Annotated in this window: 17 protein-coding genes and 1 pseudogene; 10 read left to right on the top strand and 8 right to left on the bottom strand. The window is 64.8% G+C overall.

Features of this window, described 5'->3' with window-relative positions; genetic code table 11:
• The first annotated feature begins 246 nt into the window (after positions 1–246).
• The 6 genes from rimP to ABNX08_RS13970 all read left to right on the top strand — a co-directional run bounded on the left by rimP (position 247) and on the right by ABNX08_RS13970 (position 7049).
• The gene (rimP, locus tag ABNX08_RS13995; protein ID WP_022535714.1) at positions 247–735 is read left to right on the top strand and encodes a ribosome maturation factor RimP; all 489 of its coding nucleotides are present in this window, start codon (positions 247–249) and stop codon (positions 733–735) included.
• Complete coding sequence (gene nusA / locus ABNX08_RS13990) at positions 732–2207, top strand: transcription termination factor NusA (RefSeq protein ID WP_022535713.1); 1476 nt, start codon at positions 732–734, stop codon at positions 2205–2207. The genes rimP and nusA overlap by 4 nt, the downstream gene beginning before the upstream one ends.
• Before the next feature lie 91 nt (positions 2208–2298).
• Positions 2299–5196, top strand: a complete 2898-nt coding sequence (gene infB / locus ABNX08_RS13985; protein WP_022535712.1) for a translation initiation factor IF-2 — start codon at positions 2299–2301, stop codon at positions 5194–5196.
• A 60-nt stretch (positions 5197–5256) separates the two neighbouring features.
• Complete coding sequence (gene rbfA, locus ABNX08_RS13980) at positions 5257–5625, top strand: 30S ribosome-binding factor RbfA (protein ID WP_022535711.1); 369 nt, start codon at positions 5257–5259, stop codon at positions 5623–5625.
• A gap of 90 nt (positions 5626–5715) precedes the next feature.
• Complete coding sequence (truB, locus tag ABNX08_RS13975) at positions 5716–6663, top strand: tRNA pseudouridine(55) synthase TruB (RefSeq protein ID WP_022535710.1); 948 nt, start codon at positions 5716–5718, stop codon at positions 6661–6663.
• 194 nt (positions 6664–6857) lie between these two features.
• Positions 6858–7049: a DUF2892 domain-containing protein gene (locus tag ABNX08_RS13970; RefSeq protein ID WP_022535709.1), complete on the top strand. Its 192-nt coding sequence runs from the start codon at positions 6858–6860 to the stop codon at positions 7047–7049.
• 62 nt (positions 7050–7111) lie between these two features.
• Here ABNX08_RS13970 and ABNX08_RS13965 read toward each other — a convergent pair whose 3' ends face one another.
• The 4 genes from ABNX08_RS13965 to ABNX08_RS13950 form a co-directional block, all read right to left on the bottom strand.
• Positions 7112–8722, bottom strand: a complete 1611-nt coding sequence (locus ABNX08_RS13965) for a DHA2 family efflux MFS transporter permease subunit (RefSeq protein WP_022535708.1) — start codon at positions 8720–8722, stop codon at positions 7112–7114.
• Between the two features lie 2 nt (positions 8723–8724).
• Positions 8725–9966 carry an HlyD family efflux transporter periplasmic adaptor subunit gene (locus ABNX08_RS13960; protein WP_022535707.1) on the bottom strand — a complete coding sequence of 414 codons (1242 nt, stop codon included), beginning with the start codon at positions 9964–9966 and terminating at the stop codon, positions 8725–8727.
• Between the two features lie 44 nt (positions 9967–10010).
• The gene (locus ABNX08_RS13955) at positions 10011–11552 is read right to left on the bottom strand and encodes an AdeC/AdeK/OprM family multidrug efflux complex outer membrane factor (RefSeq protein ID WP_022535706.1); all 1542 of its coding nucleotides are present in this window, start codon (positions 11550–11552) and stop codon (positions 10011–10013) included.
• A gap of 82 nt (positions 11553–11634) precedes the next feature.
• Positions 11635–12123 (bottom strand): MarR family winged helix-turn-helix transcriptional regulator, encoded by a 489-nt coding sequence (locus ABNX08_RS13950; RefSeq protein ID WP_022535705.1) that lies wholly within the window; start codon positions 12121–12123, stop codon positions 11635–11637.
• Positions 12124–12310: 187 nt separating this feature from the next.
• Here ABNX08_RS13950 and typA point away from each other — a divergent pair, with 187 nt between their 5' ends.
• Complete coding sequence (typA, locus tag ABNX08_RS13945; protein ID WP_022535704.1) at positions 12311–14131, top strand: translational GTPase TypA; 1821 nt, start codon at positions 12311–12313, stop codon at positions 14129–14131.
• 77 nt (positions 14132–14208) lie between these two features.
• On the opposite strand, the pseudogene ABNX08_RS13940 reads toward typA, so the two are convergent.
• Positions 14209–15956 (bottom strand): annotated as a pseudogene (locus ABNX08_RS13940) (autotransporter outer membrane beta-barrel domain-containing protein).
• A 1389-nt stretch (positions 15957–17345) separates the two neighbouring features.
• Complete coding sequence (locus ABNX08_RS13935; RefSeq protein WP_022535701.1) at positions 17346–18209, bottom strand: sterol desaturase family protein; 864 nt, start codon at positions 18207–18209, stop codon at positions 17346–17348.
• Between the two features lie 231 nt (positions 18210–18440).
• Between ABNX08_RS13935 and ABNX08_RS13930 the strand changes: the two genes are divergently transcribed.
• The 3 genes from ABNX08_RS13930 to ABNX08_RS13920 all read left to right on the top strand — a co-directional run bounded on the left by ABNX08_RS13930 (position 18441) and on the right by ABNX08_RS13920 (position 21902).
• The gene (locus ABNX08_RS13930; protein ID WP_022535699.1) at positions 18441–20009 is read left to right on the top strand and encodes a methyl-accepting chemotaxis protein; all 1569 of its coding nucleotides are present in this window, start codon (positions 18441–18443) and stop codon (positions 20007–20009) included.
• Positions 20010–20123: 114 nt separating this feature from the next.
• The gene (locus ABNX08_RS13925; protein ID WP_022535698.1) at positions 20124–21212 is read left to right on the top strand and encodes an enoyl-CoA hydratase/isomerase family protein; all 1089 of its coding nucleotides are present in this window, start codon (positions 20124–20126) and stop codon (positions 21210–21212) included.
• A gap of 129 nt (positions 21213–21341) precedes the next feature.
• Positions 21342–21902: an NADPH-dependent FMN reductase gene (locus ABNX08_RS13920; protein WP_022535697.1), complete on the top strand. Its 561-nt coding sequence runs from the start codon at positions 21342–21344 to the stop codon at positions 21900–21902.
• A 433-nt stretch (positions 21903–22335) separates the two neighbouring features.
• Here ABNX08_RS13920 and ABNX08_RS13915 read toward each other — a convergent pair whose 3' ends face one another.
• Positions 22336–22596, bottom strand: coding sequence for a pyocin activator PrtN family protein (locus ABNX08_RS13915; RefSeq protein WP_349604301.1), 261 nt, complete (start codon positions 22594–22596; stop codon positions 22336–22338).
• Between the two features lie 836 nt (positions 22597–23432).
• The gene (locus ABNX08_RS13910) at positions 23433–25277 is read right to left on the bottom strand and encodes an AAA family ATPase (protein WP_349604303.1); all 1845 of its coding nucleotides are present in this window, start codon (positions 25275–25277) and stop codon (positions 23433–23435) included.
• Positions 25278–25316: the final 39 nt, after the last annotated feature.

Below are 25316 nucleotides of genomic sequence, written 5' to 3'. Positions count from 1 at the left end.
ACTATGTCAGGCTTTTGCCTTTTCGACATAATCAGCGTATAATTCAAGTCTATTCAAAAAGCCATCCTCGTCGAGGATGGGCGAATGATGGGCATTGCGCCCATTTTTTTTTGGTTCGCCCGTTTTCGGCCCCGCGCTCCGGCGCGAGGCGCGGATGGCGGACAGGCAGGGCTGCAGCAGGGTCGTCCCGGACGGCACCGGCGGGTTTGCCTGCCACGGTGTTGATGGCCATTACTCGGGATAACAGTGCATCTGGCAGATTTGATCGAAACCACCCTTAACGGCATGGGATATGAGCTTGTTGAGCTCGAGCGTGCCCCCGCCGGACTTCTGCGTGTCTACATCGATCAGCCTGAAACCGGCATTGCCATCGAGGATTGTGAAAAGGTGAGCCGCCAGCTCACCCACGTGTTTACGGTCGAGAATGTCGACTATGAACGCCTCGAGGTCTCGTCGCCCGGACTGGACCGGCCGCTGAAGAAGCTGGCCGATTACGGCCGCTTTGTCGGCGCAGAGGCGCGCATCACGCTGCGCCTGCCGGTCAACGGGCAAAAGAACTTTACAGGGATCCTGCAGGCGCCCACCGGGGAGGCGGGCGCGGAGAAGGTCGGCCTGGAGTTCGAGGGCAAGGATGGCCCGGCGCTGCTGGAATTTGCCGTATCCGATGTCGACAAGGCACGCCTGGTGCCGGTATTCGACTTCAAAGGAAATCAAAGAAAAGGGAACAAGCAATGAGCCGCGAAGTTCTGTTGCTCGTCGATGCGCTTGCGCGTGAGAAGAACGTCGACAAGGATGTGGTATTCGGTGCCCTGGAGGCGGCGCTCGCCTCGGCCACCAAGAAGCGTTTCGAAGAAGACGTGGATATCCGGGTCGCGATCGATCGCGAGTCGGGCGAGCATGAAACCTTCCGCCGCTGGCTGGTCGTTCCCGATGATCAGGGTCTGCAGGAGCCGGACAAGCAGATCCTGCTGTTCGAAGCCCGCGATGAGAACCCCAGCATCGAGCTGGACGACTATATCGAGCAGCAGATCGAGTCGGTCGAGTTCGGCCGCATCGGCGCGCAGGCTGCCAAGCAGGTGATCCTGCAGCGCATCCGCGACGCCGAGCGCGAGCAGATCCTGAACGACTACCTGGATCGCGGCGAAAAGATCATGACCGGCACGGTCAAGCGTGCCGACAAGAAGGGGCTGATCGTCGAGTCCGGCCGCGTGGAAGCGCTGCTGGCCCGCGACCAGATCATCCCGAAGGAAAACCTGCGCACCGGCGACCGCGTGCGTGCCTACATCCTGAATGTGGACCGCGCAGCGCGCGGGCCGCAGATCGAGCTGTCGCGCACCGCACCCGAGTTCCTGATCAAGCTCTTCGAGAACGAAGTGCCGGAGATGGAACAAGGCCTGCTGGAGATCAAGGCCGCTGCCCGCGATCCGGGCGTGCGCGCCAAAATCGCGGTGGTGGCGCACGACAAGCGCATCGACCCGATCGGCACCTGCGTCGGCGTGCGCGGCACCCGCGTCACGGCGGTGCGCAACGAGATCGGCGGCGAGGCCGTGGACATCGTGCTGTGGTCGGAAGACCCGGCGCAGTTCGTGATCGGCGCGCTGGCACCTGCACAGGTGCAGTCGATCGTGGTCGATGAAGAGAAGCACAGCATGGACGTGGTGGTCGACGAGGAAAACCTCGCCGTCTCGATCGGCCGCAGCGGTCAGAACGTACGCCTGGCGTCCGAGCTGACCGGCTGGCAGATCAACATCATGACCCAGGAAGAATCGGCGCAGAAGCAGGCCGAAGAGAGCGATGTCGTACGCAAGCTGTTCATGGCCAAGCTGGACGTGGACGAGGAAGTTGCCGACATCCTGATCGAGGAAGGCTTCTCCACGCTGGAAGAAGTGGCCTATGTCCCCATCAGTGAAATGATGGAGATCGAGGCCTTTGACGAAGACACCGTCAACGAGCTGCGCAATCGCTCGCGTGATGCGCTCCTGACGATGGAACTGGCCCGGGAAGAAAAGGTGGAAGAGGTGTCGCAGGACTTGCGCTCGCTCGACGGCCTGAACCCGGAACTGATCGGCAAGCTGGCCGAAGGCAATATCCATACGCGTGACGACCTGGCCGAACTGGCCGTGGACGAGCTGGTCGAGATGACCGGTGTCAACGATGAAGAAGCCAAGGCGCTGATCATGAAAGCACGGGAACATTGGTTTAACTGAGGGACACGGCCGGGCCGGCCTATACCTGGCCCGGGCGCGCTTTCCGCATACGATTGTCCCGACGAAGAAACCAAGCATTGAAAGGGTTTGAATGGCAAGCACAACAGTTGCCCAACTGGCCGCAGAACTGAGTCGCAGCGCAGCTGCCCTGCTGGAACAATTGCAGGCGGCTGGGGTGGGCAAAGCTGCGCCAGAAGACGTCATCACGGAATCGGATAAGACCAGGCTGCTGGACTATCTGAAGCGTTCGCACGGCCAGGCCGATGACAGCGCCCGCAAGAAGATCACACTGACCAAGCGCGAAACCTCCGAGATCCGTCAATCGGACTCCACCGGCAAGACCCGTACGGTCCAGGTGGAAGTACGCAAGAAGCGCGTGCTGATCAAGCGCGACGAGGCCCAGCCCGACGCACACGCTGACGCAGCCGAGGCCCAGGCCCCGGTCGTCGACGCCGCCGAGCAGGCACGCCGCGAAGAGGAAGAACGCCGCCAGTCCGAACTGCTGGCGCGCCAGGAAGCCGATGCCAAGGCCGCCCGCGAGGCAGCCGAGCGCGAGGAAGCCGAGCGCCGCGCCCAGCAGGAAGCCCTGGAAGCGGAGCAGCGCCGCCAGGCCGAACTCGCCGCCAAGAAGGTGGAGGAAGAGGCTGCCGCGTCGCGCGCCGTGACCGAGGCCGCGGAAGACTCCTCGCGCAAGAAAGCCGAGGACGAGAAGGCCCGAGTCGCCGCCGAACGCGCCGAGGCGCAGAAGGCCGCCGACGACGCCAAGGCCGCCGCCGACAAGGCTCGCGCCGAGCAGGAAATCGCCTCGCGCAAGCGTCGCGAGGCAGCAGAAGCCGAAGCCCGCGCCATCCAGCAGATGCTGAATGCGCCGGCACGCGTGCTGAAGGCGCCGTCCGAGCGCAAGGCCGAGGAAAAGAAGGCCGAGCAGACCGGCACGCTGCACAAGCCGGTCAAGCCGGTTTCCGCGACCGCTGCCGAAGCCAAGCCGGGCGACAAGAAGCCGGCTGCCACGACCACCACCACCACCGCCGACAAGAAGGGCAAGGTCGTCAAGGCCGGCACTTCGTCGACCTGGCAGGACGAAGGCTCGCGCAAGAAGGGCAGCGGCCTGAAGACGCGCGGCGATTCGTCGGGCGGCGTGGGCGGCTGGCGCGGTGGCCCGCGTGGCCGCGGCGGCAGGCAGCAACACGACGACAGCCGCAGCAGCTTCCAGGCGCCGACCGAGCCGGTGGTGCGTGAAGTGCATGTGCCTGAAACCGTCTCCGTGGCCGATCTCGCGCACAAGATGGCGGTGAAGGCGTCCGAGGTCATCAAGCAGATGATGAAGCTCGGCCAGATGGTGACCATCAACCAGGTGCTGGACCAGGAAACCGCCATGATCGTGGTGGAAGAAATGGGCCACAAGGCGTTCGCCGCCAAGCTGGACGATCCGGAAGCGCTGCTGGTGGTGGATGGCGAAGACCACACCGACGCCGAGCTGCTGCCGCGTCCGCCGGTGGTGACCGTGATGGGTCACGTCGACCACGGCAAGACCTCGCTGCTGGACTACATCCGTCGCACCAAGGTTGCCGCGGGCGAAGCCGGCGGCATTACGCAGCATATCGGTGCCTACCATGTGGAAACCGAACGCGGCGTGATCACCTTCCTGGACACCCCGGGTCACGAGGCCTTCACGGCCATGCGTGCCCGCGGCGCCAAGGCTACCGACATCGTGATCCTGGTGGTCGCGGCCGACGACGGCGTGATGCCGCAGACCAAGGAAGCGATTGCGCACGCCAAGGCTGCCGGCGTGCCCATCGTGGTGGCGATCAACAAGATGGACAAGCCCGAAGCCAACCCGGACCGCGTCAAGCAGGAACTGGTGGCCGAGCAGGTCCTGCCGGAAGAATACGGCGGCGACTCGCCGTTCGTGCCGGTGTCGGCCAAGGCCGGTACGGGTATCGACGACCTGCTGGAGCAGGTGCTGCTGCAGGCCGAAGTGCTGGAACTGACCGCTCCGGTCGATGCTCCGGCCAAGGGCCTGGTGGTGGAAGCCCAGCTCGACAAGGGCAAGGGCCCGATCGCGACCATCCTGGTCAGCAGCGGCACGCTCAAGCGTGGCGATGTGGTCCTGGCTGGCAGCGCCTACGGCCGTGTGCGTGCGATGCTGGACGAGAACGGCAAGCCGACCAAGGAAGCCGGCCCGTCGATCCCGGTGGAAATCCAGGGTCTGTCGGAAGTGCCTGCCGCCGGTGAAGAAGTGCTGGTGCTGCCGGACGAGCGCAAGGCGCGCGAAATCGCGCTGTTCCGCCAGGGCAAGTTCCGCGACGTGAAGCTGGCCAAGCAACAGGCCGCCAAGCTGGAGAACATGCTCGAACAGATGGCCGAAGGCGAAGTGCAGTCGCTGCCGCTGATCGTCAAGGCCGACGTGCAGGGTTCGCAGGAAGCGCTGGTGCAGTCGCTGCAGAAGCTGTCGACCGACGAAGTGCGCGTGCAGATCGTGCACGGTGGCGTGGGTGGCATCTCCGAGTCCGACGTCAACCTGGCGGCGGCTTCGAAGGCGGTCATCATCGGCTTCAACGTGCGTGCCGACGCCGGTGCGCGCAAGCTGGCCGAGCACAACGGCATCGATATCCGCTACTACAACATCATTTACGATGCGGTAGACGAGATCAAGGCGGCGATGTCGGGCATGCTGGCGCCCGAGAAGCGCGAAACCACGATCGGCCAGGTGGAAGTCCGCCAGGTGTTCCGCGTGCCGAAGATCGGCGCGGTGGCCGGCTGTATGGTTACCGACGGCCTGGTCAAGCGCAACTCGCTGGTGCGCGTGCTGCGCAACAACGTGGTCATCCACGACGGCGAGCTGGATTCGCTGAAGCGCTTCAAGGACGACGTCAAGGAAGTCAAGCAAGGCTTCGAGTGCGGTCTGTCCATCAAGAACTTCAACGATGTTCAGGAAGGCGACCAGCTCGAAGTGTACGAAATCACCGAGGTGGCGCGTACGCTGTAAGGCGTCGCAAGCAACGGCAGGCTTCGGCCTGCCGTTGTCATCTCGACTAGACAGTATTGAATGGCCAAGAAAGGCAGCATCTCCTCCCGCAATCTCCGCATCTCCGACCAGATCCAGAAGGACCTGGCCGAGATGATCCAGCGCGAACTGCGCGACCCGCGCCTCGGCCTGGTCACGCTGCAATCGGTTGCGCTGACGCCCGACTACGCGCACGCCAAGGTGTATTTCACCGTGCTGGGCGCCGAGGCGGCAACGGCCGAAGCCATCCTCAACGAGAAGGCCGGCTTCCTGCATTCGCTGCTGTACAAGCGCCTGCACATCCATACGGTGCCGACGCTGCGCTTCCTGCACGACACTTCGGTCGAACACGCGATCGAGATGTCCAAGCTGATCAACGAAGCGAACGCCACGCGTTCGAAAGACGACTGAGCCGGCGCCCATGCCGTCAGGCATGGGCTCATGGCCTGACCGCTGCGGCCATCCGCGCGCCGCATCGCCGTCGCCCCCTGTTTCCCTCCGATGACCGATTCCAACGCCAACCGTCCGCCGCGCCTGCCGCGCCGCGAGGTGCATGGTGTGCTCTTGCTCGACAAGCCGCTAGGCCTGTCGTCCAACGATGCGCTGGTGCGCGCCAAGCGCCTGCTGCGCGCGGCCAAGGCCGGGCATACCGGCACGCTCGATCCGCTTGCCACCGGCCTGCTGCCGCTGTGCTTCGGCGAGGCCACCAAGTTCTCGCAGGACCTGCTGGAAGCGGACAAGACCTATGACGCCGTGGTGCGGCTGGGCGCGCGTTCCAGTACCGGCGACGCCGAAGGCGAACTGCTCGATGTGCGCGAGGTCACCTGCGACCGCGCCGCGGTGGAGCAGGCGCTGCAGCGATTCCTCGGCGAGATCGACCAGGTGCCGCCGATGCATTCGGCGCTGAAGAAGGACGGCCGCCCGCTGTACGAATACGCGCGCGCCGGCCAGACCGTGGAGCGCGCGGCGCGCCGGGTCACTATCCGCTCGATCGCACTGCTCGACTGCGCCTTGCCGGAGGCGCCCGCGTTCACCATGCGCGTGACCTGCAGCAAGGGCACCTATATCCGCACGCTGGCCGAGGATATCGGCGAGGCGCTGGGCTGCGGCGCACACCTGACGGGGCTGCGCCGGATCGCCGTAGGTGACCTGACGCTGGACGGCGCAGTCACGCTGGAACAGATCGAACAGCAGGACGACGCGCAGCGCCCGGCCATGCTGGCGCCGGTGGATGCCTTGCTGCAGAAGTGTGTGCCGGTGCATCTGGACGAAGCGGCGGCGGGGCGTTTCCTGCAAGGCCAGCGCATCGCGCGCCGTGACCTGCCGGCCGGCACCGAGTTGGACGAGGAAGCGCTGGTGCGCGTGTATGCCGGCGAGCCCGCGCGGCTGCTGGGCGTGGCGCGCATGCGTGAGGGCGCATTGCGGCCTGAGCGACTGGTAAAGCTATAGGCAGCGTCCTGCCGGCGTCAGCAAGGAGGCCACGTGAGCCCGGATCGACCGGGGCACGTGGTCTCTTTGTTTTTCCGCGGCCTCGGATTAATCCGGTTCTGCATCGACTGATGTGCCAATTGTGGTCTGGTCAAAGGCTTCCACTGCGGCCAGGTGCAAGCTCGCTCCGTTTAGTTGGCAAACAGGAGCAAAAGATGTCGTTCTGCAAAAACGTTGGTGTCGCTGATCGTGTGATCCGGATCGTGGTTGGCGCGGCGCTGATCGCACTGGTGTTTGTCAGGCCCGGGACGCTGTGGGGCTGGATCGGGCTGGTGCCTTTGCTGACTGGTGTGATGGGCTATTGCCCGGTCTATCGGCTGTACGGGAAGGGCCGCAAGCAGGCATAGCCTTGCCGAAGCGAAAAAATGGGACGCCTCAGGGCGCCCCATTTGCATTGCCTTACCGCGGTTCAGTGCGCCGCCATCGCGTCCGCCGACCCGCCACCGCCCTTGGCAGGCCGCGTCAGCCAGACAAAGCCGATCAGCACGAAGAACAGCATTCCCGAGATCCAGAAGATATCGTTTGCGCCGAGCATGGCCGCCTGCTGGGTGATATTGCGCTCCATTACGCCGATGGCCTGGGGCTGGCTCATGCCCATCTGCATTAGATGGCTGAGCTGGTCCTGGTAGACCGGGTTGTAGGGGTTGACCTGCTCCACCAGTTGCGCATGGTGCAGGGCAGAGCGGTTCTCCCACACCGTGGTCGAGATCGAGGCGCCGATGCCGCCAAACGTGATCCGCACGAAGTTCGACAGTCCCGACGCCGCCGGGATCCTCTCGGCCGGCTGGCCCGACAGGATGATCGACGTCAGCGGGATAAAGAACATCGCCATGGCCGCGCCCTGGATCAGCGTCGGCACCATCAGCGTCCAGGTATCCACCTGGGTGGTGAAGCCCGAACGCATCAGGCTGACGATGCCGAAGGTGATGAACGCCGCGGTGGCGACCCAGCGCGCATCCATCTTCGGCAGGTTGCGCCCGATCAGCGGCGACAGCAGGATGGCGAAGATGCCGACCGGCGCCATCACGATGCCCGCATCGGTCGCGGTGTAGCCGACGATGGTCTGTAGCCACAGCGGCAGGATCACGAGGTTGCCGAAGAACAGCCCGTACGCGACCGAGATCGCCACCACGCCCGAACTGAAGTTGCGGCCCTTGAACAGGCTGATGTCGACGATCGGGTGCTTCTCATAGGTTTCCCAGGCGAGGAAGAACAGGAAACCGACGATCGCCACCAGCGTCAGCACCACGATCTCGGTCGAGTGGAACCAGTCCAACTCCTTGCCCTTGTCGAGCATCAGCTGCATCGAGCCTACCCAGATCACCAGCAGCGCCAGGCCGATGCGGTCGATCGGCAGCACCCTGGTCGGCGTTTCGCGGTCCTTGTAGATGGCCCAGGTCGCATAGGCGGTGATGATCCCCACCGGCACGTTGATGTAGAAGATCCACGGCCAGCTCATGTTGTCGGAGATCCATCCGCCCAGCAGCGGGCCCATGATCGGCGCCACCAGCGTGGTCATGCCCCACAGCGCCAGCGCCATGGTGCTCTTCGCGGGCGGGTAGCTCGACAGCAGCAGCGACTGCGACAGCGGGATCATCGGGCCGGCCACGGCACCCTGCAGGACCCGCGCGGCGAGCAGCGTTTCCAGGTTGGGCGCGACGCCGCACAGCCACGACGACAGCACGAACAGCAGGATCGACGTGATGAACAGGCGCACCGCGCCGAAGCGCGTGGTCAGCCAGCCGGTCAGCGGCACCGAGATCGCATTGGCCACCGCGAACGAGGTGATGACCCAGGTGCCCTGGTTTGGCGCCACGCCCAGGTCACCGGAGATCGCCGGGATCGACACATTGGCGATCGACGAGTCCAGCACGTTCATGAACGTGGCCAGCGACAGCGCGATGGTGCCGATCACCAGCTTGCCGCCAGTCAGCGGCTGCGGCTGCGTGGGCAGCGACTGCGCCGGCCGCGCCGGCGCCTGGCTGCCGCCAGGCTGCGCAGCGGTGAGGGAGTTGGCCATGATCAGGTGTGGGCGGGCTTGGCGTTGGCGGCGGCAGTGGGCAGGCCCGTGCTGCGTCCGCCGTTGTTGGCGGCGATGATGCGCGAGATCAGCTGGTCGGCATCCTGTGCGACCTTGTCATAGACGTCGGTCTGCATCGGCTTGGCCGGCGCGGCGCTGACCATGGCGGCGCCTTCTTCGCGGCGCACGTCGACGGTCACGTTCATCGACAGGCCCACGCGCAGCGGATGGTCCTTGAGCTGCTGCGCGTCGAGCGCGATGCGCACCGGGAGGCGCTGTACCACCTTGATCCAGTTGCCGGTCGCGTTCTGCGCCGGCAGCAGCGAGAAGGCCGAGCCGGTACCGGCCGAGAAGCCGGCCACCTTGCCGTGGTACTCCACCTTGGAGCCATACACGTCGGCTTCCAGCGTCACCGGCTGGCCGATGCGCATATGGGTGATCTGCACTTCCTTGAAGTTGGCGTCGACCCAGACCTGGTCAAGCGGCACCACCGCCATCAGCGGGGCACCGGCAGCCACGCGCTGGCCGACCTGCACCGAGCGCTTGGCGACATAGCCGGTCACCGGCGCGGGCATGGTCGAGCGCGCGAACGACAGGTAGGCCGAGCGCAGGTTGGCCGCGGCGCGCTGCACGTTCGGGTGCTGCTCCACCGTGGTCTGGTCGGTCAGCACCTTGTTCGAGGCCAGTTGCTCGCGCGCGGCGAGCAGCGCCGATTCCGCTGCCTTGAGCGCGGACTGCGCGTGCGAGATCTCTTCATTGGACACGGCACCCGAGCCGGCGATTGCCTGGCGGCGGCGCAGGTCGTCGCGCGCCTTGGCGACGTCGGCCTCGCGCATCGCCACGTTGGCGGCGAGCGAGCCGTTGTTGACGTACAGCGTGCGCACTTCGCGCACGGCCTGCGCCAGCTGCGCCTCGGCCTGCTCCATCGCTACCTGCGTATCGGCACGGTCGAGCTGGATCAGCGGCTGGCCGGCGGTGACCAGTTGCGTGTCGTCGGCGGCGATCGACACCACCGTGCCGCCCACCAGCGGCGTGACCTGGACCACGTTTCCGGCCACATAGGCATCGTCCGTGGTTTCGAAATGGCGCGCATACAGGCCCCAGTACACGCCGTAGCCGATGCCCGCGACCACGACCGCCGCGGTCAGCGACAGCAGCATGCGCTTGCGCTTGCCGTTGTTGTTGGGCGTGACCGGTGCCGGTTGGGGGGCGTTGGTGCCGGTCGCTTGCTGGTTATTGCTCATGATGTTCTCTGGTGAATCTTGTCTGCAATCACTGGGTGCGCGGATCAGCCGCGGGCGCCCGCCTGGGTGTTGTTCTGTTGTTGCGCGTGGCTCTCGTGCCCGTCGTGGCCTTCAGCGGGCTCCTGGTAGCCGCCGCCGAGTGCCTTCATCAGGCCCATCTGCAGGTCCAGGCGGCGCGCCTGCAGGTCGGTCGCGAGCCGGCGCTGCTGCAGCACGTTGCTTTCCGCGTTGAGCACGGTCAGCTGCGTGCCCAGCCCGGCCTTGTAGCGCGTGGTTGCCAGCGCGTAGGCGTGCTCGGCCAGGTCCAGCGCCTCACGCTGCGTCTGGATCTGCTGGTCGACGCTGCGGATGCTGGTCATGGTGTCGGCGGTTTCTCGCAGCGCATCAACCAGTGCCTGGTTGTAGTTGGCCACGGCGATGTCGTAGCCCGCGTACTTGCCCTTCAGGTTGGCGCGCAGCCTGCCGCCTTCGAAGATCGGCAGGCGGATGGTCGGGCCGATGCCGAAGGTGCGGCTGATGCCCATCAGCAGGTTGGACGGATCCAGCGCGGCCAGGCCGGCGAAGGCGGTCAGGCTGACGTCGGGCAGGAATTCTTTCTTGGCGACGTTGATGTCCTTGGACGTCGCTTCCACGCGCCAGCGTGCCGCGACCAGGTCAGGGCGGCGGCCCAGCAGGCCGATGGTCAGGTTGTCCGGCAGCGTCGGCGTGGGCTGCGCCAGCAGCACCGGGCGCTGGATCTGCAGGCCGCGGTCCGGACCCTTGCCCAGCAGCGCGGCGAGCTGGTTGCGCGCCAGCGCGATTTCTTCGTCGACGCGCTGCAGGTCGGTCTGCGACGCTGCCACCGTGCCGCGTGCTTGCGTGGTCTCGACCTGGGTATCCAGGCCGGCCGCCAGGCGCTGGCGCGACAGGTCGGTCAGGTCGCGGCGCTGCGCGATGGCGCGCTCGGCCACGTCGCGCTGCGCGTACAGCGCAGCCAGGCGGGCGTAGTTGCGGGCGATCGAGGTGGCGAGGATCAGGCGCGAGGCCTGGCTTTCCGCCTCGGCGGCGCGGTCGTCGGACAGCGCCGCTTCGAGCGCATCGCGGTTCTTGCCCCAGAAGTCGAAGTCATAGGACAGGCCCACCTGCAGGCGCGACTGGTTCTGCCACGACCCCGCCAGCGGCGTGCCTTCGAACAGGTCTTTCTCGGAGAAGCGCTGGCGGATCAGGCTGCCTTCGAACTCCAGGTGCGGGTAGAGCGCACTGCGGGTGGCGTCGGCCATGGCACGCGAGGCCTCCACGCGTGCGAATGCTGCCTGCAGGCTTGGGTTGTCCTTGACGGCTTCATCGACCAGAGCGCTCAGTTGCGGGTCCTTGAATTGTGCGACCCAGTCCTGCGAAGGCCACTGGCCGTGCTCGTCAGGCAGGGTTTGCGAAGTCGCCATGGCGGCCGGGTCGGCCATGGTCTGGGTGCTGTGCGAATTGCCGAGGGCCGCGCAGCCGGCCAGCGCCGCGGCGGCGATGGCAGTCAGCGCGAGCGTGCCGGCGCGCCGCGCCAGCCGGCGCGAGCGCGTCGGCGTGGGAGCTTGGGAAGAGAGGGCTTGATTCATGATGTTGCTCCGTTGCGGAGCCATGCTTTTTTACGGGTGGATGCGGAGTACGGTTGACCTGGCGGTCTGGCTTGCGCATCCACTACCCACTGTTGTTGTCGATGACCCGGCGCAGCATGCTGCGCAGCAATTGCACTTCGTCCTCGGAAAAGCCGCGGAAGTGGTGGGCGAGTACCTTGCAGAAGATCGCCGGCAGGCGCTCGACCAGCTCCTGGCCTTGTGCGGTCAGCGACAGGTCCACCACGCGCCGGTCGGCATCGCGGCGGCGGCGCTCTATTAGGCCGCGCTTTTCCATGCGGCTGAGCAGGCGCGTAACCGAGCCCATGTCTGTGTTCAGCTCGCGGCCGAGGTCGGTGACCGTGGAGGCGCGGCCGGTGGCGAGCATCATCAGGCAGCTCGCCTGGGCGTGGGTGATGTCGAGTGCGCAGACTTCCTGTTCGACCGCGTGCGCCAGCATGTTCTTGGCGCGCTGCATCAGGTAGCCGACGCTGTCGTTCATCTGGTATCTGGCGGGATCGAACGGGCCACCCGTATCCGGGGCTGGCCGATCCGAGGAAAGGTCCTGTGACATCTTTGCCTTTGCAATCTTTGCTGAGGCAAATATATGTTTGCGTTTAACGATAAGCAAGAACGGAAATTGGTTATTCCAGTTTCCGCAACGATAAACACAGCATAAGTGGCGGGTCCGGTCAACGCGTCTTGCGCCGCAACATGCTAGAATGTTGGGTTACCTCAGATTCTCCAAGCGAGACGCAGCAATGACCCGCGCCATCCGAAATATCGCCATCATCGCCCACGTCGATCATGGCAAGACCACCCTGGTCGACCAGCTCCTGCGCCAGGCAGGCACCTTCCGCGACAACCAGCAAGTCGCTGAGCGGGTGATGGACTCGAACGACCTGGAAAAGGAACGCGGGATCACGATTCTCGCGAAGAACTGTGCCGTCGAATACAACGGCACCCATATCAATATCGTCGACACCCCGGGCCACGCCGACTTCGGCGGTGAAGTGGAGCGCGTGCTGTCGATGGTCGACGGCGTGCTGCTGCTGGTCGACGCGGTCGAAGGCCCGATGCCCCAGACCCGATTCGTCACGCGCAAGGCGCTGGCGCTGGGCCTGAAGCCGATCGTCGTGGTCAACAAGATCGACCGCCCTGGCGCGCGTCCGGACTGGGTGATCAACCAGACCTTCGACCTGTTCGACAAGCTGGGTGCCACCGACGAGCAGCTCGACTTCCCGGTGATCTACGCTTCGGGCCTGAACGGCTTTGCCGGCCTGACCGAAGACGTGCGCGACGGCGACATGAAGCCGCTGTTCGAGACCGTGCTGGACAAGGTGCCGGTGCGTGACGACGATCGGGACGGCCCCCTGCAGCTGCAGATCATCTCGCTGGACTACTCCAGCTACGTCGGCAAGATCGGCGTAGGCCGCATCTCGCGTGGCCGCGCCCGTCCGCTGCAGGACGTGGTGGTCAAGTTCGGCCCGGAAGGCAACCCGATCAAGGGCCGCATCAACCAGGTGCTGAAGTTCCAGGGCCTGGAGCGCGAGATCGTGTCCGAGGCCGAAGCCGGCGACATCGTGCTGATCAACGGCATCGAAGAACTGGGTATCGGCTGCACCGTGTGTGCGCCGGACGCCCAGGACGCGCTGCCGATGCTGAAGGTGGATGAGCCGACGCTGACCATGAACTTCTGCGTCAACACCTCGCCGCTGGCCGGCCGTGAAGGCAAGTTCGTGACCAGCCGCCAGCTGCGCGAGCGCCTGGACCGCGAACTGAAGTCGAACGTGGCGCTGCGCGTGGCCGATACCGGCGACGACACCATCTTTGAAGTGTCTGGCCGCGGCGAACTGCACTTGACCATCCTGCTGGAAAACATGCGCCGCGAAGGCTACGAGCTGGCCGTGTCGCGTCCGCGCGTGGTGTTCAAGGAAATTGACGGCGTCAAGAACGAGCCGTACGAACTGCTGACCGTGGACGTCGAAGACGGCCACCAGGGCGGCGTGATGGAAGAGCTGGGCCGCCGCAAGGGCGAACTGCTCGATATGGCCTCTGACGGCAAGGGCCGTACCCGCCTGGAATACCGCATCCCGGCCCGTGGCCTGATCGGCTTCCAGGGCGAGTTCATGACGCTGACGCGCGGCACCGGCCTGATCAGCCATATCTTCGACGACTACGCGCCGGTGCGCGAAGGCGGCCTGGGCGAGCGCCACAACGGCGTGCTGATCTCGCAGGACGACGGCGACGCCGTGGCCTACGCGCTGTGGAAGCTGCAGGACCGCGGCCGCATGTTCGTCAAGCCGGGCGATGCGCTGTACGAAGGCATGATCATCGGCATCCACAGCCGCGACAACGACCTGGTCGTCAATCCGATCAAGGGCAAGCAGCTGACCAACGTGCGTGCTTCGGGTACCGACGAAGCCGTGCGCCTGGTGCCGCCGATCCAGATGTCACTCGAATATGCGGTGGAATTCATCGCCGACGACGAGCTGGTCGAGCTCACGCCCAAGAGCATCCGCCTGCGCAAGCGCCACCTGAAGGAGCACGAGCGCAAGCGTGCTTCACGCGAATCCGTGTAACTCACGGCAGGCAGCAAAAAAAACCGCGCCTCAGGGTGCGGTTTTTTTATTGGGCGGACGGCAAGCGGGTGCGCGCCTCACCAAGCGTACTTCATACCTGCGCGCACCGCGTACTGGTAGTAGCGCTGCGCGCCCCATGCGCCGCCCACATTGGCCCAGCCGGTCCAGCGCTTGCCGAAATCGGCATTGACGCCGAGCTTGAGCTCATAGCGGTTGGTCGGATACAGGCTGCCCAGCGGTAACTTGTTGAACGAGATATTGCTGTCGGTGCTGGTGTGCCACCAGTTCATCGTTGCGTACGGCTGTATCTTGCGGCCGTCGTCGCGCACGTAGGTGCGATGCACGCGCGCGCCAAGGCGTGTGATCGCACCGCTGGAGTCGGCGCCGGTGATGCGGGTACCGTTGGCTTCGGTAATGTCGTCGGCGCGGTAGTCGACGTAGATGAGCTGCGCCTGCGGCTCGACCACCCAGCCATCGCGCGCGGGGATGGCGTAGCCTGCCTCGCCGGAAATGACCCAGCCGCTGGCGTTGTATCTGACAGTGGGCAGCTGGTCGCTCTCGACCTTGTTGTCGAACCAGCCGTACTGGAGCCAGGTATCGACATACGCCCCCAGCTTGTTCTCGTCGTTCTGGTACCAGGTGCCATAAGCGCCCACGCTCCAGCCCTGCACGCTGCCCTTCGCGCGGGCCGGGTTGCCATCGGCCTCGGCATGGCTGCCGGCGTTGGCGTAGCTGCCCATAGCACCCAGGTGCAGGCGGTCGGTGTCGCTGGCCAGGTTCCAGCGTGCCAGTTCCGCGCCGCCCTGCAGCAGGAGGGTGTCGGTGCTGACCTTGAAATTGTCGTCGCGGCTCTTGCTGCCTTCCCATTTGCCGGCCGCGCGCAGCCAGCCTGCGCGGGCCCGGTCCGGAGCAGGGCGGAACCCTTGGCCCTCAACGTACTGCGGCTCGCCCAGGCGGTCGTGCAGGCTGTGCACGAACACCTGGCGGACCAGCCGTTGGTTCGCGAGGTAGGCGGCGATTTCAGGGCGGTACATCGGCTCGGGCGGAGCGGGAGGATTCGGGGGCGGGGGCGAGGGCGAGGGCGGAGTCGGCTGCGGCGGTTTTGCCGAGCGCAGGTACCAGGCCTGCGGATTGCTGCCGTCAGTGCTGCCACGTAACAGGCGGTACTCGTAAGCGCCAGCCACCGCGCGGCCGTCCAGCGCGAACGCAGTGGGCGCCGTGGTGCCGCCGTTAGCGGTATCGATCACCAGGATACCGTTGGCCGTGGTCGGTGCGCCCTGGCCGCCGGCATTGGCGATGCGCACGCCGGTGATTCCGTTGCCGTGCCGCCGTCGATGACGAGCCGGTCCAATGCGGTGCTGTCGGCAGCCAGGACCGTCTTCAGGCTCAGCGTGCCGCCGCTGCCGGCGTAGTTGCGCGTGGTCAGCGTCTGGCCGGCGCCGCCCGTTGCCGAGGCCAGTTCCACCAGCCCGCCATTGGCAAGCGTGCCTGTCACCTGATAGGCGCCGGCGCCGGAGCCATTGGCATAGCTAAGCGTGCCTGAGTTGCTGACGTCGCCGGTCAGTGTCCCGGCATCGCCACTGAAGCGCAGCGCGGCGCCGCTATCGATCCGGAACACACTGGCTTCGTACAGTATGCCGCTGGTCAGCGCGACGTCCGCGCCACCGGTAGCAGTCACCGCGGACCACGGGTCGATGCTGCCGGGCACGCTGCCGCGGTAGCCGTCGAAGGTTAGCGCACTGCTGCCGGTGCCGCCTTCATACAACGGCACCGCGCTGATGTCGGCACCGGCGAACACGGTCACGCGGTCGGAGCCGGAGCCCATGCGCAGCGCGCCGGTGGTGACGGAGCCGGCGTGCAATGCGAGCGTGTTGTTGCCCGAGATGAATTGCACGGCGTTCTCCGTGCCGTGAATCGTGGCGTGGCTGTCGATGGTGGCGCCGCCGCCGGCCTGGATGCCATTGCCGGCCTGCGCCGCGATGCGGCCGCCAAGGTGCGCCACCGTGCCGCCATTGGCCAGCAGCACGCCATGGAGATTGCCCTGCACGACGCTGGTGGGCGCATCGTTCCTGACCAGTCCGCCGTTGGACAGCAATATGCCGCTCGACGTGGCGCCACGAACCACGCCGCTGTTGATGACGGTGCCGGCGTTGTGGAGCCGTATGCCGTCCTCCATGCCGTTGACCGCGCCGCGGTTGTCTACCGTCCCGGAGGTGCCGGTAATGACTATCCCGGCATTGCCATTGCCCTCGATCGTACTGCCGGCATGGTTGATCACGGTGCCGCCGCTGCCGCCAATCCACAGCCCATAGGTACCACCGCTGATCCGCGCGCCTGGCGTGATTGTGGTGCCGCCATCCGTTGAGCCGTTGACAGCGTTGCCGCCGGCATCCAGCAGCACACCGATCAGGCTGCCGGCAATCGTACCGGCATTGGCTACGCTACCGCTCTGGTTCACGATGCTGACGCCGTGGCCAGCGCTGGCGCCGATCGCGGCGTGAGACAGGTTTGTCACCGTACCGCCGAGCCCCATCAGCACGCCGTCGGTGCCGCCCTGGATGTTCCCCTGGTTCCGGACCACAGCGCCAGGCCCCTGGATCCGAATGCCATCGCTGCTGCTGTCCCCGACGATGAAGCCGTGATTGATCACCGTGCTGCCTGTGGCGGCGGAGCTCAATGAGACCCCGGCTGCCATGGCGCCAGCGGTGTGGATTGTGCCAATGTTGTTCAACGTGTAGGCATTGGCTGAGCCGCCATCCGTGACCGCGTCGATCAGGGGAACCGATGCGGTCCCCACAAAATTGACGAACGTGGAGGTCGGGTCGCCGGTGACGGCGTACGTGCTGAAAGAAGCGGGCTGCTGCAGGTCGACCTGCGTTCTGCCATCACCAGTGATGGTCTTCTGCGCGTGGGCGGCGCAGAGCTCCAACTGCGCCACCACCAGGACCGTGAGCGAGCCCGTCGTTACGGTGAATCTTGACCATGCGCTCGCCATTGTCGCAACCTCCGCACCCGACGCTTCGTTTGTCCTTGCCGATCATCGCCACGTCCGTAGAAGTGCGATGCATCCGCAGGGCCGCCGGAGGGAAGTAAAAGCCGGCGACCGGCTGGTCAATTTCGTATTTTCAGTGCAGAAATTAATGGTCTTATTTATTTGGACATATGTCCACGGGCCTGCGAGGTGGCCTCTGTACGCGTGTTCCTGGGATGTTTCTTATTGCGCTCCCGGTATGGCCTGCGGCGCCGGCGCACGCGGGCTGCGCCATTCGGGCGGCTTCCACAGGTAGCGCAGATCGCGGTCGCGCCAGGCATCGGCGAACATGTCGCGCCATTCATGGAAGGTCAGCACCAGCGGGTTGTGGGTGCGCACCTGGCGCGTGATGCCGTACACCGGCGCCTCGTGTTCGGGCACGAAGGTGCCGAACAGACGGTCCCAGATGGTCAGCACGCCGGCGTAGTTGCGGTCGATGTATTGCGCATTCTTCGCGTGATGCACGCGATGGACCGAGGGCGTGTTGAGGATCGTCTCCACCAGCGGCCAGCGCCGCCCCAGCCGCGTATGCACGAAGAACTGGAACGCCAGGTTCAGGCCCACGGCCAGGATCACCCAGTCCGGCGTAAATCCGATCCACGCCAGCGGGATCCAGAACAGCCACATGCCTGACAGTGGATACGTCAGGCTCTGCCGGAACGCCGTCGAGAAATTCATCCCTTCCGACGAATGGTGGGTCACGTGCGAAGCCCACAGCCAGCGCACCCGATGGCTGGCGCGGTGGAACCAGTAGTAGAGGAAGTCCTGCAGCAACAGCAGCAAGGCAAATGACCCCAGCGTTTCCGGCATCGCGCGCAGACCATGCTGGTAGCACCAAGTGTAGACGGTGCGGATCATCAGCCAGAGGAAGAACGCGTCCGAGGCCTGGTGCATCAGCGCCAGCGCCGCGTTGGAGACGGTGTCGCGCAGGCTGTAGACGGTCGGGTTGCGGCGCGCCCAGTACCGGGCTTCGGCGGCGATGGTCAGCAGGAAGACTGGCGCAAACGCCAGCAGCACGAGGCCGGGGTCGGGCGATTCAGGGTTCATGCCGCCAGTGTGCACATTCCGGCCGGAATTGCCACGAGGGGTTACTCCAAACGGACTGCGCGGAGGGCTGTCGCGCCCCATTCGGCACATTGACGATTGATGTACCGGAACGCAATTCTGTCGCGCATGCGAGGGCGGTCAAAGCGGGTAAAGGACGCGTCGGGGGCGCCGTAGTTGAGCAGGGCAGCGGTGCGCCGCATGCCCCGATTCCTTTATCCCTCCGGAGCCTCAATGTTCAGGAACACTACCATCGGAGCCAGATTGTGGTTCCTCACCATCGTCACCAACTTGTTGCTGCTGATCGTCGGCGCGGTCGGTTGGCTCGGCATGTCGCGCAGCAATGACGCCACGCACCAGATCTACGAGCAGCAGCTGTCGGCCGCGGTCAACCTCGCCGAGGCGCGCTCGAACCAGCTGCTGGTGCGCGTGCTGCTCGACCAGGCGGCGTTGGCCACCGATCCCACCGATGCCAGGGCCCGCGCCGCGACCGCCGAAGGCTTTGCGCGCGTATCCGAGAAGGCGTGGAAGGCCTATCTCGCCTTGCCGCGCTCGGCAGAGGAAGCGAAGGTGGTTGAAGACGTCACTGCCAAGCGCGATGCCCTTTTCCGCCAGGGCGTGGCGCCGATGATTGCCGCGCTGCATGCGGGCGACCGCGAGGCCATGATGAAGGCCGTGCTCGAAACCATTCCGAAGCTCGATATTGCCTTCACTGCCGTCAATTCGGAGCTGAACCAGCTGCAGGTGGCCAGCGCGAAGCTGGTCTACGAGGCGTCGCAGCAGCGCTACCGCAACCTGTTCACGCTGTCGGTGTGCGTGCTGGTGCTGGGCCTGGCGTTCAGCACCGTGGTGGCATGGCGCCTGCGCCGTTCAGTGGTGCAGCCGCTGGATATCGCGATCGCGCGCTTCGAGAAGATCGCCGGTGGCGACCTGAGCGCCGCGGCGGTGTCTGGCGGCGAAGCGCTGGCCGACGCGTCGGCGCGCAACGAGACCGCGCGCATGCTTGGCATGCTGGGCCGCATGCAGCAGAGCCTGGTGGCGATGGTGGGCGAGGTGCGCGGCGGCGCCGATTCGATCGCCTCGGCAAGCAAGCAGATCGCCAGCGGCAACGCGGATTTGTCGCAGCGCACCGAGCAGCAGGCCGCATCGCTGGAGGAGACCGCCTCCAGCATGGAAGAGCTGACCGGCACCGTGCGCCAGAACGCCGACAGCGCGCGCGAAGCGCGTGCGCTGGCCACTGATGCGACCGCGCTGGCCGAGCGCGGCAGCGAAGCCGTATCGCGCGTGGTGAATACCATGCAGGCGATCGACGCCAGCGCCGGCAAGATCGTCGACATCATCGACGTGATCGAGAAGATCGCTTTCCAGACCAACATCCTTGCGCTGAACGCCGCCGTGGAAGCCGCGCGTGCCGGCGAGCGCGGCCGCGGCTTCGCGGTGGTGGCGGGCGACGTGCGCGAGCTGGCGCAGCGTTGCGCCGGCGCGTCGAAGGAAATCCGCACGCTGATCGGTGCTTCGGTGGCCAACGTGCGTGAGGGCACCGGGCTGGTGGATGACGCGGGCGGTGCGATGCAGGACATTGTCGACGCGGTGCGCCGCGTCAGCGCGATCATCGGCGATATCAGCGCAGCCTCGGACGAGCAGTCCAACGGCATCGAGCAGGTCAATGTGGCGGTGTCGCAAATGGACAGCATGACGCAGCAGAACGCGGCGCTGGTCGAGCAGGCCGCTGCCGCGGCCGCTTCGCTTGAAGACCAGGCTCAGCGTCTGACTTCGCTGGTGGCGACGTTCAGGCTGGCCTGACGCGGCAGGGCGGCGCACGCGCACAGCCCTGCGCATGCGCCGCAAGCTGCCCACGCGGGTGTGCCTGCGGGTGTGACTGGCGTAAAATCGCCAGTTGCATTGGAGGAGTACGACATGACTGATTTCGTCACGACAGAGGTCCGCGGTGGCATCGGATACCTGACGCTGAACCGCCCCCAGGCGCTCAATGCCCTGTCGCTCGACATGATCCGCGCCATCACGCAGACGCTGCAGGACTGGGCCGCGGCGCCAGAGGTGGTGGCGGTGGTGGTGACCGGTGCCGGCGGCAAGGCGTTCAGTGCCGGCGGCGATATCCGCTATTTCCACAAGGCCGCGCACGAGGGCGATCCGCTGCTCGACCAGTTCTTCGTGGAAGAGTACGCGCTCAACTTCCTGATCCATCGCTACGCCAAGCCTTATATCGCGCTGATGGACGGTGTGGTGATGGGCGGCGGCATGGGCATCTCGCAAGGCGCGCGGGTGCGCCTGGTCACCGAGCGCACGAAGATGGCGATGCCGGAAACCAATATCGGCCTGTTCCCCGACGTGGGCGGGGGCTGGTTCCTGGCACGCACGCCGGGCCGCATCGGCGAATACCTGGGGCTGACCGGCACCGTGATCGGCGCGGCCGACGCGCTTTACGCCGGGCTGGCCGATGCCTACCTGCCGGGCAACCGCCTGGCGGAGCTGGTCGATTCGATGCGCGCGCAGCAGTTCGCCGGCGGCGATGCCGTGCTGGCGCATATCGAGGGCTTCACGGCGCCGCACCGCGCTGATTGCGTGCCGGCGCAAAGCACGCTCGCAGGCCTGTCGACGCAGATCGACGCCTTGTTCGCCGGCAACACCATGCAGGAGATCCTGGCCGCGGTCAGCGACGCGCCGGGCGACTGGGCCGCACAAACTGCCGCCATGCTGCGCAGCCGCTCGCCGCTGATGCTGTGCGTGACACTCGAGCAGATCCGCCGCGCGCGCCGCATGTCGCTGGAGGACGAGCTGCGCATGGAGCTGGACATGATGCACCTCGTGTTCCGCAAGGGCGACGGCGTCGAGGGCATCCGCGCGCTGGCCATCGACAAGGACCACAAGCCGCGCTGGCAGCATGCGCGCCTGGACGACGTGGGCCGTGAGAAAGTGCTGTCGTTCTTCGACAGCCCCTGGCGCGCGGAAGACCATCCGCTGGCGGCGCTAGGCAAGGCGGCCTGACAGGCTATCTGCCAGCTCTGACGGCATTCCGGCCCCGAGTCGGGTAGAGTGGTGCACGGGCCGGCACATGCCACCCATGGGTGCCTGCGTCTGCCGTGCCATTCCGTCCACACAGACAAAGGAGCCGTGATGAGCAATCCTCGTGATGTCGTTGTACTGGTGGGAAGCCTGCGCAAGGAGTCGTATAGCCGCAAGCTGGCCAAGGCGCTGATCGCGCTGGCGCCGGCGCAACTCAAGCTGGAGATTGTCGAGATCGGCGAACTGCAGCTCTACAACCAGGACCTGGACGACAAGCCGCCCCAGCCCTGGACCGCATTCCGCGACCGCGTGCGCCGTGCCGATGCGGTGCTGTTCGTGACGCCGGAATACAACCGCTCGGTGCCCGCACCGCTGAAGAACGCCATCGACGTGGGCTCGCGGCCCTATGGCAGCAGCGTCTGGGACGGCAAGCCCGGCGGCATCATCAGCGCCTCGCCCGGCGCAGTCGGCGGGTTTGGCGCCAACCACCATCTGCGCCAGTCACTGGTGTTCCTCAATGTCCCGGTCCTGCAGCAGCCCGAGGCCTATATCGCCGGCGTCGACAAGCTCTTGAACGAGCAGGGCGGCATCGCCAACGAATCGACCAAGGGCTTTCTCGGCAAGTACCTGACGACGTTCGCCAGTTGGATCGACCGCACCGCGCCGCGCTGAGCGCCGCCAACGCGCGCCACGGCGATGCTCGTCGTGGCCGTTTGCTGTGCCGCCTGTTGCGGCATCACCCGGCGCCGCGATGCGTTCCACACTACCGATAATCGATGGCTGAGGGCAGTATTGCAGGCGCCAATTCCCTGCGAAGTCTGGATTGGGCCCACTCAAACGTTGCGGGCGCCGAGTGGTAAAATTGCCTGCTTTCGCCCCGCACACAAGCCCAATCGGCAGGCAGGCCCGCCACCACAGCGTGTGCCCTACGCCGACCCCACTTAGAAATGACTGATTTGCAAGGCAAGACGCCTGCCATGAGCCCGCGACGCGTTTCCGTGGCCCCGATGATGGACTGGATCGACTGATGGCTCGGATTCGTTGCTGGGAAAGGGCTAGATGGGTGTCCATGCATTCCATGTAGCACTCATGTAGCGCCGACCCGTCAGTCACAGAGCTGTGCACATTCCTTCTGGGCAGCAGCGCGTCGATCGTCAATGTATTTCGCTAGGTCGTGGACGTGCACGCCCTTGGCGCTCTTGTTGGAGCCCTCGATGCGGACAACAGGTAGGCGGATTTCACCTTGACCAGTCTTGCGGAGCAGCTTCTCGGCGCTCAGGTGCGGGAAGTAGTCCTTGGCCACCACGTCAATCGGGATCACGGCAGTGGCGCCATACTGTGCCAGCAACAGAAAAACGGTGGTCATTTCACCCTTGTGCATGCGAGTTAAATCAGAAGGAGGCTGACGGTTAAGTTGGCAGTGAAGCTGTGACGGTCTTCATTAATCGGATTGTGTGAGCCTGGCTATACTCATGGCAATTTCCAGTGCCGGAAAGGCTTGTGCTACCCGATTGGTCGCGAACATGGTTCAAATATCCGTTAGTCCACTGTGGACGCACTATACCGGTTGGGGCCGAAGCCACTCGCACTTCGATTCTCTAAGTTTGCGAGCGTGGAAAACTGGAGACAGCCTGAAATAGGGCACGGAAATCATCTGAATTTGAATAGGTGTCAGATAATTTTTGGTTAATCAGCCATCGGACTAGAAGACCACAAAAGTGCACCTGCTGTACTTCTGCCGTTGTGTATCAGAAATACGTATTCCCGTATTTTCGGTACGCCCCGTTTCGTAGGGGGAATGGCGCAATTGCATATCTACCCAGAGATTTTTCGCTCACCGGTGAGGTCGGGCGGTTTGGATAATGTCAGGGAGAACACTGCGTGACAGCGGCGAACTTTGGTGGCAGTCGACTGACAGCACAGGGCCGCGAATGTTTCGATTGCGGCGTTACTGCTACGCGGCCGATATTAGCTCGCCGTCAAACCCGTCTTATGCCTCTGCATCGCTAACTGGTAGTCGGAAAGCTCGCGGATATTCATCGCTTCCGGTGTAAAAGGTGACGGGCCGCAGCTAACACGGCGTTCCAGAGCGAGACGGCCGGTGAAAAATATCCAAAAACAGTCGCGCGAACGCCAAAGCAAAAACCTTCCACGAATTCATGCATCTGGGTAGCTCCAAAATAACGCAGTTTCGAAACGGATCTAGGTCGGGAGTTGACAGTCATCCGGGGCTTGCAACAGTGGCCTCAGGATTCTGGTGCGCGCCGCTGTGATGTCCATTTTGCAGATGACCCTCGCGCTGCCACTGGCGGAGCGGTCAAGCATGATGTCAACCGCGGCCCCGAGGATTGCCGCGGCGTTGGCCACCGGCTCCGGTCCAATGAGGTCGGCGACGGCCGGTGCCGTCAGATTCGTGGCGACCCTGGCTGAGGACTCGGTGAGCCATGACGAGACGAAGCGCGTCATCGTCTGGCGGTCAAATGCAGGAAATAGCAGCTTGTCAGTGAATCGTCCCCCGCGTAACGCCGCAGGATCGAGTAACTCGGGATGGTTCGTCGCAGCGATCCAGAGAATGTCCTTGATCTGCCCGCCGGCGCCGTCAATAGCGGTCAGGAGGTGGTTTCGCAGCGATCTGTCAGCCGCATAGGCGCGGGTTCCGAGCAAATCATCCGCTTCATCAACGAAAATGATGACCGGGCGGATATCTTTGGCACGACGCAGCAATCGGTCGATGGCGTCCGGATTGGGCAGGTTGCCGCCTGTGGCTTTGAGCAGGGCCCAACCGGTGGTCTTCGCCAGCGATTGGACTGCCTTGCTCTTCCCCGTGCCGGGCGCTCCCAGGAGGAGCAGGCCGCTGGGGACGGAACCGCCGAGTGCCTCGATGCGGGCCGAATTGATCATCCGACGGGCCAACCCTGTCAGATAGGCACACACATTTGGTGTTTGAATGAGTTCGCCCAGCGTGACCGCCGATTCGGGCAAGGCATCGCCGAGCGTGCCCTGGACCGTTCGCAATGCCGCGCTCCATTCGTCGAAGCTGTAGACGGCATCCGGCACGTCGCCATGCCGCTTGAGCACCTCATCGCAGACTCTCGCAAGCCGTGCCGCGCTGAATCCTTCCCACCGCGCCGCGAGAATTTCTGCTGCGTCATAGTCGAATTCGGCATGGTCGAGTGCACCGGCGACCCGGGTCAGCATAATGTGAAGGCGGGCTTCCTTGTCTGGCGGCGGGACTTCTACCTTGTAGTCGAATCTCCCTTCGCGAATGCCTGCAGCATCGAGCTTGTTCAGATAGTTCGTAGCCGCGAGCACGATGACACCTTTGCCCCGAACATCGACGAGATTGGTTAGCAAGGCATTGGTGATCCGGGTCGATTCGCTATCCCCGTTTACAACGGAACTCCGATCGATCAGGCAGGAATCGACCTCGTCGAGAAATAGGACGCAAGGGGCTTGCGCGATGGCCGAGGTGAAGACCTGCTGTAGTTGCTCCGTTGTTTCATTGACCCAGCGGCTTGCGACATCGCCGATCGTGACGGGCAGGAAGGGCAATCCCATCTGGCCAGCCAGCGCTTCAGCGATCAGCGTCTTGCCGGTGCCAGGCTCGCCATATAGCAGGATGCCGTTCATGGAACTTCGCTTTCCGGGGTACGCATGACAAATCTCTCGTGCGATCGACAGGAGTTCGGCCTTGAGCTTGCTCATGCCCAAGACGTTGTCAAAGGTCTTGCTCGCTCGGCGAGCCGGATAAATGGGACGCTGCGCTGACCGAGGACCATGGCCTTCGGTCAAGCCCTGTGGGCCTTGGAGCGTCTTCTTGGCGGAAGCCTCATCATCCAGTAGACCTTGCCCGGCTGCCAGCCAGACCATGACGGCGGCGCCGAAGAGCAGCCATAGGACAATGGCGTCCAGATCCCGATTCACCATGGCTGCGGCAACCAGTATCAATGAAGCAGCAATGGAAGCCCAGAAGCGCTCTCCCATTGCGCTTATACCGAGATCGAAGAGGACGATGACCAATGCCGCGATACCTAGCACCGCGAGCATGGTAATGCGCGCTGAGTTGGGCAGAGGTTGGTAAGCCGA

Origin of the sequence: Cupriavidus sp. DF5525, assembly GCF_040149425.2 — a bacterium.
Lineage (GTDB): Bacteria > Pseudomonadota > Gammaproteobacteria > Burkholderiales > Burkholderiaceae > Cupriavidus > Cupriavidus pickettii_A.
Note: the sequence above shows the minus strand (reverse complement) of the source record. Positions and strands in the feature narration are given on the sequence as shown.